This is a genomic window from Phenylobacterium terrae, assembly GCF_042681205.1.
GTDB classification, from domain to species: domain Bacteria; phylum Pseudomonadota; class Alphaproteobacteria; order Caulobacterales; family Caulobacteraceae; genus Phenylobacterium; species Phenylobacterium terrae.
Genome location: NZ_JBHUEY010000001.1, coordinates 2,348,595 through 2,361,369 on the forward strand (window position 1 = coordinate 2,348,595; position 12,775 = coordinate 2,361,369).

At 73.0% G+C, this 12,775-nt stretch carries 13 protein-coding genes; 10 read left to right on the forward strand and 3 right to left on the reverse strand.

The genetic code is table 11. The annotated features are described in order from the left end of the window. Positions 1–3 precede the first annotated feature (3 nt). A complete protein-coding gene (locus tag ACFSC0_RS11760) occupies positions 4–351 on the forward strand; it encodes an ArsR/SmtB family transcription factor (protein ID WP_377282739.1) in 348 nt (115 codons plus the stop codon). After that, entirely contained in the window at positions 348–830 is a 483-nt protein-coding gene (locus ACFSC0_RS11765) for an SRPBCC family protein (RefSeq protein WP_377282738.1), read from the forward strand. The genes ACFSC0_RS11760 and ACFSC0_RS11765 overlap by 4 nt, the downstream gene beginning before the upstream one ends. Here ACFSC0_RS11765 and ACFSC0_RS11770 read toward each other — a convergent pair. Then, on the reverse strand, positions 827–1,516 hold the full coding sequence (locus tag ACFSC0_RS11770; RefSeq protein WP_377282737.1) for a hypothetical protein: 690 nt from the start codon (positions 1,514–1,516) through the stop codon (positions 827–829). The two genes, ACFSC0_RS11765 and ACFSC0_RS11770, sit on opposite strands and share 4 nt — an antisense overlap. A gap of 100 nt (positions 1,517–1,616) precedes the next feature. Here ACFSC0_RS11770 and ACFSC0_RS11775 point away from each other — a divergent pair, with 100 nt between their 5' ends. Then, on the forward strand, positions 1,617–2,474 hold the full coding sequence (locus ACFSC0_RS11775) for an alpha/beta fold hydrolase (protein ID WP_377282736.1): 858 nt from the start codon (positions 1,617–1,619) through the stop codon (positions 2,472–2,474). Positions 2,475–2,626: 152 nt separating this feature from the next. Here the strand turns inward: ACFSC0_RS11775 and ygfZ are convergent, their stop codons facing one another. Next, the gene (gene ygfZ / locus ACFSC0_RS11780; RefSeq protein ID WP_377282735.1) at positions 2,627–3,454 is read right to left on the reverse strand and encodes a CAF17-like 4Fe-4S cluster assembly/insertion protein YgfZ; all 828 of its coding nucleotides are present in this window, start codon (positions 3,452–3,454) and stop codon (positions 2,627–2,629) included. A 61-nt stretch (positions 3,455–3,515) separates the two neighbouring features. Between ygfZ and ACFSC0_RS11785 the strand changes: the two genes are divergently transcribed. Both ACFSC0_RS11785 and ACFSC0_RS11790 read left to right on the forward strand, forming a co-directional pair. Beyond that, a complete protein-coding gene (locus tag ACFSC0_RS11785; RefSeq protein ID WP_377282734.1) occupies positions 3,516–4,496 on the forward strand; it encodes a glycosyltransferase family 9 protein in 981 nt (326 codons plus the stop codon). Continuing rightward, positions 4,489–5,823 carry a dihydroorotase gene (locus tag ACFSC0_RS11790; RefSeq protein ID WP_377282733.1) on the forward strand — a complete coding sequence of 445 codons (1,335 nt, stop codon included), beginning with the start codon at positions 4,489–4,491 and terminating at the stop codon, positions 5,821–5,823. Before ACFSC0_RS11785 ends, ACFSC0_RS11790 begins: the two co-directional genes overlap by 8 nt. A gap of 159 nt (positions 5,824–5,982) precedes the next feature. On the opposite strand, the gene ACFSC0_RS11795 is transcribed toward ACFSC0_RS11790, so the two are convergent. Then, positions 5,983–7,671, reverse strand: a complete 1,689-nt coding sequence (locus ACFSC0_RS11795) for a phosphatidylglycerol lysyltransferase domain-containing protein (RefSeq protein WP_377282732.1) — start codon at positions 7,669–7,671, stop codon at positions 5,983–5,985. A 138-nt stretch (positions 7,672–7,809) separates the two neighbouring features. On the opposite strand from ACFSC0_RS11795, the gene ACFSC0_RS11800 reads away from it, so the two are divergent. The 5 genes from ACFSC0_RS11800 to ACFSC0_RS11820 are packed head-to-tail and all read left to right on the forward strand — an operon-like array spanning position 7,810 to position 12,718. After that, the gene (locus ACFSC0_RS11800) at positions 7,810–8,166 is read left to right on the forward strand and encodes a YciI family protein (protein ID WP_377282731.1); all 357 of its coding nucleotides are present in this window, start codon (positions 7,810–7,812) and stop codon (positions 8,164–8,166) included. Further along, positions 8,166–8,951: a sigma factor gene (locus ACFSC0_RS11805; protein WP_377282730.1), complete on the forward strand. Its 786-nt coding sequence runs from the start codon at positions 8,166–8,168 to the stop codon at positions 8,949–8,951. Before ACFSC0_RS11800 ends, ACFSC0_RS11805 begins: the two co-directional genes overlap by 1 nt. Continuing rightward, on the forward strand, positions 8,840–9,385 hold the full coding sequence (locus tag ACFSC0_RS11810; protein WP_377355179.1) for a DUF6596 domain-containing protein: 546 nt from the start codon (positions 8,840–8,842) through the stop codon (positions 9,383–9,385). The genes ACFSC0_RS11805 and ACFSC0_RS11810 overlap by 112 nt, the downstream gene beginning before the upstream one ends. 10 nt (positions 9,386–9,395) lie before the next feature. After that, a complete protein-coding gene (locus ACFSC0_RS11815; protein ID WP_377282729.1) occupies positions 9,396–11,168 on the forward strand; it encodes a feruloyl-CoA synthase in 1,773 nt (590 codons plus the stop codon). Positions 11,169–11,170: 2 nt separating this feature from the next. Continuing rightward, positions 11,171–12,718, forward strand: a complete 1,548-nt coding sequence (locus ACFSC0_RS11820; RefSeq protein ID WP_377282728.1) for an acetolactate synthase large subunit — start codon at positions 11,171–11,173, stop codon at positions 12,716–12,718. Positions 12,719–12,775: the final 57 nt, after the last annotated feature.

Below are 12,775 nucleotides of genomic sequence, written 5' to 3' on the forward strand. Positions count from 1 at the left end.
TGCATGCTTGAGTATCAGCCTGTCGACGCCAGCTTCCGCGCCCTCGCCGAGCCCACCCGGCGGGTGATCGTGGAGCGGCTGAGCGCGGGGCCGGCGTCGGTCAGCGAACTGGCCCGGCCCCTCGAGATCAGCCTGGCCGCGGTGGTCCAGCACATCCAGCTGCTGGAGGAGACGGGCCTGGTCGCCACCGAGAAGGTGGGCCGAACCCGCACCTGCCGCCTGCGGCCGGAGGGCCTCGACGCCCTGGCCGACTGGGTCGCCGAACGCCGGCGATTCATCGAGCGCCGCTACGACCGCCTCGCCGCGCTGCTGGACGAGGACGAAGCCGATCAACCGGAGAAGAAGACATGAGGACCGACGTCATGACCGAACCGTCGAAGGTGACCCACGGCAGCTTCACCGTGGAGCGGACCTACAGGCACCCCCCGTCGAAGGTGTTCTTCGCCCACGCCGACACCGCCACCAAGCGGCGCTGGTTCGTCGAGGGCGAGGGCTGGGAAGTGTTCGAGCACCGCAACTACTTCCGCGTCGGCGGCGAAGAGTTCTCCCGCTTCCGGTTCGGCGACGGGCCGGAGATGACCAACGTCACCCAGTACCAGGACATCGTGCCGGACCGGCGGATCGTCATCAGCTACCGGATGACGGTGGCCGGAACCAACATCTCGGTCTCGCTGGCGACCATCCAGATCGACCCGGTCGCGGGCGGCTGCCGCCTCACCTACACCGAGCAGGGCGCCTACTTCGACGAGCCGAACGCGGTGGCGATGCGCGAGGAGGGCTGCCGCGAGCTGCTGGAGGCGTTGGCCAAGGAGCTGGACCGCGCCGCCTAGTATTCCTCGAGGCCCGGATCGACGAAGAAGAAGAGGGCGAGCGCCATGAGCGCGGCGGCGTCGCGTTCGGGCGCGCCCTCGGGCGGCAGGTGGAAGGTCGGCCGGAGCGCGCCGCGGAGCATGGCGGCGATCCCCCGGCCGTCCTCGCGGCTGATGCGGTAGGACACCGGCGCGCCGCCGCTGAAGGGCAGGGCGCCCTTCACGTGCCGCGTCTCGGCGCGAAGCGTGACCGCCCCGAAGGTCAGCTCGGCGGCCCGCTGGGGCTGATACAGCCGCTGCATGACCGAGCCGTCGCTGAGCGCCAGGGCGAAGGCCGCGTCGGGCGGGCCGCCCTCGAACTCGCAGACGTAGGCGAGGTCCTTGGTGTTGAACTGGATCCACGCCAGCTGCCGGTGGCTCTGGCCGCCCGCGCAGCGGACGGTGACCTGCGGATGCCGCGGCGAGGAGAAGGTGAAGGTGGTCTTGGCCTTGTCCGACGAATAGGTGGGCGCGCGGACCGAGCTGGCCGTGCTGCGCACCTCGCCGGTGAACTCGCCGAGGGTGTAGCCGTAGCCGAGCAGCTGGCCCTTGATGCGGTGCGGCTTCAGCGAGAGCTTCTCGGTCGGCTCGTCGAGCGGCCCCTCCTGCGCGGCCACGGGACCCGCCGCCAGCGCCAGGGCGATCACGGCCCATGCCAATGCGCGCATCTTCGCTCCCCCCGCCCGATTCGCCGACCGAGGGTATGCGCCGCGCCAGGGCGCTTCAATCGCGCTTGCCCGCGGCCAGGCCGGCGAGCCTAATCGGCCCATGTTCGAGGGTTTCGAGGTCCTGGAGGTCGACGTCGGCCAGGCGCGGCTGCGCGTCCGCCGGGGCGGGAGCGGGCCGCCGCTGCTGCTGCTGCACGGCTGGCCGCAGACGCACATGATGTGGGGCAGGATCGCCGACGACCTCGCCCGCGACTTCACGGTGATCGCGCCCGACCTGCGCGGCTACGGCGAGAGCACGGGCCCGGAGACCACCGCCGACCATGAGCCCTACTCGAAACGGGCGATGGGCCGGGACGCCCTCGCCTTGATGCGCCGGTTCGGGTTCGAGCGGTTCGACCTGGCCGGCCACGACCGCGGCGGGCGGGTCGCCTACCGGCTGGCGCTGGACCACCCCGAGGCGGTGGCCCGTCTCGCCGTCCTCGACATCGTGCCGACATTCGAGGTCTACAGCCGCGCCGACATGGCCATGGGCCTCGGCTACTGGCACTGGTTCTTCCTCGTCCAGCCGCACCCGTTCCCGGAGCGGATCATCGAGGCGAACCCCGACTGGTTCTTCTTCCGCGGCGGCCGCGGCCCCTTCGCGCCCGAGGCGCTGGCGGACTATCGGCGCGCCGGCCGCAAGCCCTCGGTGATCCACGCCATGTGCGAGGACTACCGCGCCGGCGCGACCTTCGACTTCGCCCTCGACAAGGCCGACCGCGGGGCGGGGCGGAAGATCGAGGTCCCGACCCTCGTCCTCTGGGGCGCCAAGGGCGCGCTGCCGCGCTGGTACGACGTGTTGGCGATCTGGCGCGACTGGGCCGCGGACGTCCGCGGCCAGGAGATCGACGCCGGGCATTTCATCCCCGAGGAGCGGCCCGCCGAGACGCTGGCGGCGCTGAGGGGGTTCTTCGCCTAATGACCTCTCCCCCCGCTCGCGGGGGGAGAGGGTAGGGTGAGGGGGGCCTCTCCGCGCGCACACGTTTCCGCCGCTTCGCGCCGGGCGCGGCCTTTCGGCCGCGCGCCCCTCACCCAACCCTCTCCCCGCGAGCGGGGAGAGGTCTTGAAGGATCAGGCGCTCTCGCTGATCGCCGAGGCCATCCAGTCCGGCGTCTCGACGCGCACGGGGCGGCCCTCCACCGTCAGCTCGGCGCCCAGCGCACGGTCGAGGCGCACGAGGGCCATGGCGCGGCCGTCCTGGCCGGAGAGCACCTCGCCGGCGCGCAGGCTTCCGGCCAGGATCTCGGCGCCCGGCGCGGGCGCGGGGCCGTCGAACGCGATCGGCAGCATCCGCGTCTTGATCTGGCCGCGGCGCTTCATGCGTGACGTCGTTTCCTGGCCGACGAAGCAGCCCTTCTTGAAGTCGATGCCGTCCATCAGGTCGAAGCCGGCCTCGATCGGATAGGTCTTCTCCGAGCCCCAGTCGGCGGGGCCGGGGACGCCGAGCGCCAGGCGGTGGGCCTCGTAGTCGGCTTCGCTCGCAGCCTGGGCGTCGGCGGGCGCAGCGGCGCCGTAGCCGCGCCAGCCGAGCGCCGGCAGGCGCGGGTCGCGGAACCAGCCCTCCGGGGCGGCCTCGCCGCCGAACAGCGCCGCGACCGGCGTCTCGTCCGCCGCGATCTCCACCTTGGCCCTCAGGCGATAGAGCGACAGCCGCTGGACGATGGCCGGGAGCTTGGCCGCCTCGACCTCCAGCCAGCAGCCGTCCTCTCGGCCGGCGACGAACATGTCGTAGAGCAGCCGGCCCTGGGGCGTCAGCAGGGCGGCGAAGCGAAGCTCGCCCGGCGCCAGAGTTTCGACATCCTGGGTGAGCAGTCCTTGCAGGAAGTGACGCCAGTCGGGGCCGGAGACGGCGATCAGCGCCCGGCTGGCCAGCACCGCGAGGAGTTGATTGTTCGCCATGGCCCGAGACTTAAGCGCGGAGTCGGTGGAGCGCCAGCCGAGCCCATCCTATAGAGGCTCCATGGCGCGCGGCTCGTTTCCGATTCTGTTCATCACCGCCACGCGAATCGGCGATGCGGTGCTCTCCTCGGGCCTCATCAAGAAGCTGCTCGACGAGATCCCCAACGCCCGCTTCACCATCGTGGCCGGCCGCGATGCGGCCCCGCTGTTCGCCGAGGTCCCGCACCTGGACGAGGTGATCGTCCTCGACAAGCACAAGGGCGGCGGCCACTGGCTGGGCCTGTGGAGCGAGGTGCGCCGCCGCAAGTGGGGCCTGGTCGTCGACCTGCGCGGCTCGGCGATCAACCGCTTCCTGTCCACCAAGCGCCGGGCCGTCCACCGCAAGGGCTCCGGCTCGCCGGTGCACAAGGTGATCGAGGCCGCCCGGGTGCTGAAGCTGGAGGACGAGCCGCCGGCGCCCTTCCTGTTCACCTCCGCCGAGACCGAGGCGCGCGCCGACGAGCTGACGGCGGGCGCGGGCCCCATCCTGGCCCTGGCGCCGGCCTCCAACTGGGTCGGCAAGACCTGGCCCATCGAGCGCTTCGCGCAAGCCGCCATCCAGCTGCTCGGCAAGGGCGGCCCGATGGAAGGCGGGCGACTGATGATCCTGGGCGGGACGGCCGACCACCAGGTCGTCGCCCCGCTGCGCCACGTGGTGCTCAAGAACCGCTTCATCGACCTGGTGGGCAAGGTGGACGTGCTGACCGCCTATGCCTGCCTGAAGCGCGCGCGCCTCTTCATCGGCAACGACTCGGGCCTGATGCACATGGCCGCCGCCGCCGGGACGCCGACGCTGGGCCTCTTCGGCCCCTCCGACGAGCAGCTCTACGGCCCCTGGGGCGAACACGCCCGGGCGGTGCGGGGCGTGCGCACCCTGGAGGAGATCCGGCGCGTCGACCCGGGACTCAACCAGGAAATCTGCCACATGATGGACCTGGGCGTGCGCACGGTGACCCTGGCCGCGCGCGAGCTGCTCGAGGCGACGGAGCCGGAACTTGCCTGAGACCTTCGACCTGATCGTCCGCGGCGGCGAGGTGGTGAACCACGCCGGCCGCGGCCTTGCCGACGTCGGCGTCCGCAACGGCAAGATCGCCGCCGTCGGCGACCTCTCCCAGGCCTCGGCGGGCGAGGTGTTCGACGCGGCGGGCCTCACCGTCCTGCCCGGCGTCATCGACACCCAGGTCCACTTCCGCGAGCCCGGCATGGAGTGGAAGGAAGACCTGGAGACCGGCAGCCGCTCGGCGGTCCTCGGCGGCGTGGTGGCCGTGTTCGAGATGCCGAACACCGAGCCCAACACCACCGACCCCACGACGCTGGAGGACAAGCTCGCCAGGGCCAAGGGGCGCATGCACTGCGACCACGCCTTCTACATCGGCGGCACCCACGAGAACGCCGCCTTCCTCGGCGAGCTGGAGCAGCTGCCCGGCTGCTGCGGGGTGAAGGTGTTCATGGGCGCCTCCACCGGCACCCTGCTGGTGCAGGACGACGCCGGCGTCGAGGACGTGCTGCGCCACATCCGCCGCCGCGCCGCCTTCCACTCCGAGGACGAATACCGCCTTGCCGAGCGCCGCCCGCTGGCCCGCACCGGCGACTGGGTGAGCCACTACGAGGTGCGCGACGCCCAGTCGGCCATCCAGTCCACCGAGCGGCTGGTGCGCATCGCCAAGGGCCTGGGCAAGCGGATCCACGTGCTGCACGTGACCACCCGCGAAGAGATCGCCTTCCTCGCCGCCCACAAGGACGTCGCCTCCGTCGAGGTCACGCCCCAGCACCTGACGCTCGCCGGGCCGGAGGCCTACGAGCGGCTGAAGGGCTTCGCCCAGATGAACCCGCCGATCCGCGGGCCCGAGCACCGCGAGGGGCTGTGGGCCGGGATCGCCAACGGCGTCGCCGACGTGATCGGCTCCGACCACGCCCCCCACACCCGCGAGGAGAAGGCCCGGCTCTATCCCGCCTCGCCCTCGGGCATGCCGGGCGTCCAGACCCTGGTGCCGGTAATGCTGACCCACGTCGCCGAAGGCCGGCTGACCCTCGAGCGGTTCGTCGACCTGACCAGCCACGGCGCCAACCGCATCTTCGGCCTCGCCGACAAGGGCCGCCTCGCCGTCGGCTACGACGCCGACCTCACCATCGTCGACCTGAAGGCCCGCCGCACCATCACCCACGACGCCATGGCCACCCGCGTCGGCTGGACCCCCTTCGACGGCTTCGAAGCCAAGGGCTGGCCCATGGCGACCATCGTCCGCGGCCGGATCGTCATGCGCGACGACGAGGTGGTGGCGCCTCACCTCGGCGAGCCGGTGCGGTTCCTGGAGACGCTGGCGAGCTAACTCGCGCTCCTCCCGCCCCGTCATCCCGGACGGCCTGCAAGGCCGATCCGGGACCCAGTATCCGCGCCTTGCCGGCGGGGTCCCGGCTCTCCAGCCCGCCAGGGCGGGCTTGCGGCCGGGATGACGGTGGGGGTTGGGGCAAGAGTAGAGAGCGCTGCCCTAGCCCTTCGGCCTTCCCCGCAGCCCCAGCACCCCGCGCCAGCCGCCGCTGGACAGCAGGGCGACGTCGAGAAGGGCGCTGACCATCGGCACGCCGGGGGTGGCGGCGATGTAGACGGGACGCCAGCTGGGCGAGAATTTGGTCTTGTAGGCGCGCAGGCCCTGGAAGCTGTAGAGCGCGCCGCCTTCGTCGAACACCAGGTCGCCCAGGCGGATGAACAGCGGGGCGAGGTCGTGGTCGTCGAGGCCGGCGAGGGGGGTCTTGCCGAGGTCGAAGGTCCGATAGCCCTCGCGCTGGGCCCACAGGATGGCCTCGGCGAACAGGTAGTCCATGACGAAGCTGCGGACCTCGAGGTGGCGCATCAGGTCGACGCCCACCTCGCTGCGGGCGCGGTTGACCAGCAGGTTGGCGAAGGCGACGGCGCCGTCCGGCCCGCGGACCACGGCCAGGGGCGTGCGGTTCAGGTAGGCGAGGTCGAAGCGGCCCATGCTGAAGCCCTTCTCGCCGCCCTTCTGCGCGGCGAGCCAGGCGTTGGAGATCCGCGACAGCTCCGCCTCGTGCGCCGCGGCCGAGCCGGGCGGAAGGAGCTCGAAGCGGTAGCCCTCGCGCTCGGCGCGGTTGCGGGCGGTGCGCAGGTCCTGCCGCGCCCGGCCCGTCAGGCTGAAGGTGGAGAGATCGACGGTCGCGCTCTCGCCCACCTTGCGGATGCTCATCCCGAGGCTGGCCAGGTCCGGCAGGAGCTCGTCGCCGACCCCGTACATCACCGCGCCCCGGCCCTCCCGGTCGGCGAGCTCGAGGAAGGCCCAGAGCAGGTCGCGCCGCTCCGCCGGATCGCCGGCCGGCGACTCCAGCGCGACGAAGTGGGCGCCGCGGACCCGGAACATCAGGAAGCTGCGCCCCGAGGCCGAGAACAGCAGGTCCTTGTCGCCCACCAGGGCCAGCGCGGCGTTGGTCGGCGCGTCCTGGGCGGTCTCCAGGATGGCGGCGGCGCGCTCGATGTCCTCGGGGCTGGCCCGGCCGCGGCCGCGGGCGGACGGGCGGCTGAAGAGGACGCTGAGGCCCAGCAGCAGGGTGAGCAGCGCCAGCGCCGCCTCGGCGCGCAGGAACCGGGCGACGTCGGCGTCGCGCAGGAAGGTCCACCAGAGCTCGTCCGTGTACGGGATGTCCCGGTAGGCGAAGAAGCCGAGCCAGGCCGCCGCCCCGACGGTGACGACGATGGCGCCCAGCCACACCGGGCTGATCGCGCCCGCCGTCAGGCGAGAGCGGCGGCGGAAAGCCCTGCGGCAGGGCAGCATGGCTGCGGCGACGCCGACCAGCAGCGCCGGCTCGATCACCGGCGCGTGCCTGAGGACCGAGAAGACCGCTCCGCCCGCGAGCAGCGCCAGCGCGATCCAGAAGGCGCCCCGCTGCCGGCGCCACAGACCGCTGGCGATGACCATCAGCAGGAAGCCGACCACGCTGGCCAGGAAGTGGGACAGCTCGATGACCAGCACCGGCGCATAGCGCGCCACCGGCTCCAGCCGGGCGCCGATCTCGGGCGTGGCGCTGGCGGCCAGCATCACGGCGCCGGCCGCGAAGGCCAGCACCGCGAACACCCCCGGGGTGAAGTCGAGGACCAGGCCCGCGAGCCGCGCGGCCAGGCTGATCGGGGGCCGCCGCTTCGACTTCGCCTTCTCGTCGGTGGTCATGCCTCGTCCTAAGGGTTCGCCTCGCGCGAGAGTACCGGCAATCGCCATGCGCCCTGTCGAATCTCCCAAGGCCCGCGCGTCTCCCCGGTGACGCACGCATCGGCGTCGCGCAACATCGAGGCCCGAAGGGAAGAGACGATGAAATACATGCTGCTGATCTACGAGCCGGAGGGCGCCTACCAGGGCGAGGCGGGCCAGAAGGCGCTGATGGAGGTGGTCGCCAAGCACCGCAAGCTCGGCGAGGAGCTGCGCGCCAAGAACGTCGTCTACGGCGGCGCGCCGCTGGAGCCCTCGTCCACCGCCACCACCGTCTGCACCGGCACGGACGGCGCCCAGACCCTGCACGATGGCCCGTTCGCCGAGACCCGCGAACACCTGGGCGGCTACTACGAACTGGACGTGAAGGACCTGGACGAGGCGCTCTACTGGGCCCGCAAGATCCCGGTGACGCCGGGCGGCAAGGTCGAGGTCCGGCCGCACGCCAACTACGGCTGATGAAGCGGATCGGCCAGCAGATCTGGGCCGCGCGGCCGAGGGTGGTGGCGGCCCTCGCCGCGCGGCTGCGGGACCTGGACGCCGCCGAGGACGCCTTCGCCGAGGCCTGCGCGGCGGCGCTCGTCGCCTGGCCCAACCAGCCGCCGCGCGATCCGGCGGCCTGGCTCTGGCGCGCGGCCCTGCGCCGGGCGATCGACGCCAGGCGCCGAGCGGCCGTGCGCGCGCGGGCGGTGCTCGACGCGCCCGAGCCGGCGCCCACGCCCGAGGAGGCGCTGATCGCCGCCGACACCCCCATCCCGGACGAGCGGCTGCGGCTGATCTTCGTCTGCTGCCACCCCGCCATCTCGCCGGACGCACGGGTCGCGCTGACCCTGAAGGTGGTCTGCGGCCTCTCCACCGAGCGGCTGGCCCGGGCCTTCTTCGTCGCCGAGCCGGCGATGCTGCAGCGGATCACCCGGGCAAAGAAGAAGATCGCCGCCGCCGGCGTGCCGTTCGAGATCCCCCGACGCGAGGCCTGGCCCGAGCGGCTGGAGGCGGTGCTCAGCACGCTCGAGGTCGCCTACGCCCAGGCCTACGAGGACGCGGCCCTGGCGGGCGAGGCCTCGGGCCTGGCCGAGGAGGTGCTGCGCCTCTCCTGGCCGAGCTCATGCCGGACGAGCCGGAGGCGCTGGGCCTGGCCGCCCTCGTCCGCTTCGCCGAGGCGCGGCGGCCGGCCAGGCTGGACGCGGCCGGGGCGATGGTCCCGCCGGACCGGCAGGAGGTCGGGCTCTGGCGCGCCGACCTGATCCACGAGGGGGTGCGTCTCCTGGACCGCGCGGCCGAAATGGGCCGCAGCGGCCCGCGCCAGCTGCTGGCCGCCGTCCACGCCTCCCACTGCGCCCGCATCGAGGGACGGCCGACGCCCTGGCCCGACATCGCCGCCCTCTACGAGATCCTGATGCTGGTCCGCCCGCACGCGGCGACGGCGGTGAACCGGGCCGTGGCGATCGGCGAGGCGCGGGGCGCGGAAGAGGGTCTAGCCGCGCTCGCGGCGATCACGGGCGTCGAAGGCTGGCTGCCCTACCAGGCGGCGCGGGCGGGCCTTTGCGTGAAGGCGGGGCGGCGGGCGGAGGCGGCCTGCGCGCTGAAGTCGGCCCTGGCCCTTTCGCCGGCGCCGGCCGAGCGGCTGTGGCTCGAGCGTCAGCTGAGGAATCTCGACGAAGGCTCCGCCAGCGGCTAACCCAGGAGGGATGGACGCCGAGCTCCGCATCGCCACCGCGCCGTTCCGCGACCCGCGCTACGCGCCCCGCCGGCTGGAGGTGGACCGCCGCCCGGGCGGCGAGATCGTGCTCACCAACCCCACGCCCTTCGACGCCACCTTCCAGACGCCCGTCGAGCCCCTGGCCCACTGGGCCCGCGAGGCGCCGGACCGCACCTGGCTCGCCGAACGGGCGGGCGAGGGCTGGCGCAAGCTCTCCTACCTCGAGGCGCACGAGCGCGTCGCGGCGCTGGCCGGCGGCCTGCGCGAACTGGACGTCGTCGGCAAGGGGCCGCTGCTGATCCTGGCCCGCAACGGGATCGACCATGCGCTGATCAAGTACGCGGCGATGAGCCAGGGCCTGCCGGCCGCGCCGGTCTCGCCGCAGTACGGCCTGCCGGGCGCGGACCTCTCGCGGCTGGCCCACGCGGTGCAGGTCCTGAAGCCGGCGGCCGTCTACACCGAGGACGCGGCCCTGTTCCGCGAGGCGCTGGAGGCCGACTTCCTGCAGGGCCTGCCGGTGATCGCGGGCAAGAACGCGAGAGACGGCGACATCCCCCTGGAGCGCCTGTGGAACGCCGCGCCCGCAGCGCCCAGCGCGCGGCCCGAAGACCATGCTAAATACCTGCTGACCTCCGGCTCCACGGGCCTGCCCAAGGCGGTGATCATCGCCCAGCGGCGGCTGGCGGTGACCGCGGCCCAGGTCGCCGCCTGCTACGACGACCCCGAACCGCCGGTGATGGTCAACTCCGCGCCCTGGAGCCACAGCCTGGGCGCCAACGCCATCCTGCAGATGGGCCTGCACCGGGGCGGGACGCTCTACATCGACGCCGGCCAGCCGGTGGCGGGCCGGTTCGCCGAGACCGTCCGGAACCTCAAGGAGGTCGCCACCACCTACTGCAACATGGTCCCGGCCGGCTGGATGCTGCTGGTGGACGAGCTGGAGAGGGACGAGGCCCTGGCCCGCACCTTCTTCTCGCGGGTGCGGGTGCTGCAGTACGGCGGCGCGGCGCTGGGCCAGGAGGTGGCGGACCGCATCCAGGCGGTGGCGGTGCGCACGGTCGGCGAGAAGATCAGCTTCGCCAGCGGCTACGGCGCGACCGAAACCGGCCCCACCGCCTGCAACGTCCACTGGCCCAACGACCGCATGGGCCTGATCGGCCTGCCGGTGCCGGGCACGGCGGTGAAGCTCTCGCCGGTCGCCGGAAAGCTGGAGTTCCGGGTCAAGGGCCCGCAGGTGGCCCCGGGCTACCTCGGCCGCGAGGACCTGGCCGGCGAGATCTTCGACGAGGAGGGCTTCTACCGCCTGGGCGACGCCGCCCGCTTCGTCGATCCGGAAGACCCGATGCAGGGGCTGGTGTTCGACGGCCGCATCTCGGAGAACTTCAAGCTGGCCAGCGGCACCTTCGTGGCCGTCGGCGACCTGCGCATCGCCGCCGTCGGCGCGATCGGCGGGGCGGTGACCGACGCGGTCGTCTGCGGCGAGGGCGAGGCCGGCGTCGGCCTGCTGCTCTACCCCAACCCCACGATGGACCGCGCCCAGGTGCAGGCTGCGGCCCGCGAGGGGCTTTCCCGCTACAACGCCGCGGCCAAGGGCGGCGGCAAGGTGACCCGCGCCCTGGTGCTGGACGGCCCGCCCAACGCCGGCGCCGGCGAGATCACCGACAAGGGCTACATCGCCCAGGCCCTCGCCCGGCGGCTGCGCGCCGCCGACGTCGAGCGCCTCTACTCCGACCCCGCCCCTCCAGACGTGATGGTGTTCTGAACATGAACGGCGCCGACGCCCTGATCGAAACGCTCCTGGCCAACGAGGTCACCGCCTGCTTCGCGAACCCGGGGACGAGCGAGATGCAGTTCGTCAGCGCCCTGGACCGCCAGCCGGCCATGCGCCCGGTGCTGTGTCTGTTCGAAGGCGTGGCCACCGGCGCCGCCGACGGCTTCGGTCGCATCGCCGAGCGGCCGGCCTGCACCCTGCTGCACCTGGGCCCCGGCTACGGCAACGGCCTGGCCAACCTGCACAACGCCCGGCGCGCCTTCACCCCGATCGTCAACGTCATCGGCGACCACGCGACCTACCACCGCCAGTACGACGCGCCGCTGAACTCCGACATCCCGACCCTGGCCAGCCCCAACTCCATCTGGCTGAAGAGCGCCGACAGCCCCGACGCCGTGGCCGGCGTGGCGGCCGAGGCCGTGGCGGCCAGCTACGGCCCGCCGGGCGGGCCGGTCAGCCTGATCCTGCCCGCCGACAGCGCCTGGCTGGAGACCAAGTCCGAGCCCGTGCGGGCCCAGAAGCCGACGCGGGCCGAGCCGGCCGGCGATAAGGTCGACGCCGTCGCCCGCGCCCTGCGCGAGGCCAAGAAGCCGGTGTTCCTGATCGGCGGCCAGGCCTGCCTGGCGCCCGGCATGGCCGCGGCGGGCCGGCTGGCGGCCGCCGGCTACCGGGTGCTGGCCGACACCTTCGTCGCCCGCCAGCCCCGCGGCGCCGGCCACTTCCAGCCCGGCCGGATGCAGTATTTCGGCGAGGCGGCCCTGGCCGACCTGGAAGGCGTCGACCTGATGGTCTTCGTCGGCACCGTCACGCCCGTGGCCTTCTTCGCCTATCCGGGCCGGCCGAGCGTGCTGGTGCCCGAAGGCTGCCAGACCACCGAGCTCGCCTCCCGGTCCGAGGATGCGGTGGCGGCGATGAACGCCCTCGCCGACGCGCTCGGCGCCCCCAGGCAGGGCCCGGTGCAGCCGCTGGTGAAGCCGGACGCCGCGCCGGCCGGGGCGCTGACGCCGCAGTCGGCAGGGATCGCCATCGCCCGCCACCTGCCGGAAGGGGCGATCATCTGCGACGACTCGGTGACCTCCGGCGGCGGGGTCGCCGTGCCCTGCGCCAAGGCCGCGCCGCACGAGGTGCTGGCCCTGACCGGCGGGGCGATCGGCCAGGCCATCCCGCTCTCCATCGGCGCCGCGGTGGCCGCGCCCGACCGCAAGGTGCTGTCGCTGAACGGCGACGGGGCGGCGATGTACACGGTCCAGGGCCTGTGGACGATCGCCCGCGAGAACCTCGACGTGACCGTCGTGGTCTTCGCCAACCACGTCTACCGGATCCTGAACATCGAGCTGATGCGCACCGGCGCGGGGACCGAGGCCGGGCCCGCCGCCTCCAAGCTGCTGGACCTCGGCGATCCCAAGATCGACTGGGTGTCCATGGCCAAGGGCATGGGCGTACCCGCCGTCCGCTGCGAGACCGCCGAGGACTTCGAGAAGGTGTTCGCCGGGGCCATGGCCCAGCGCGGCCCGATGTTCATCGAGGCGGCGATCGGCTGATCTGGACCGTCAGGACGTTTCAAGCGTTACAGTGCTCAAGGGACGAGACTGGAGCGC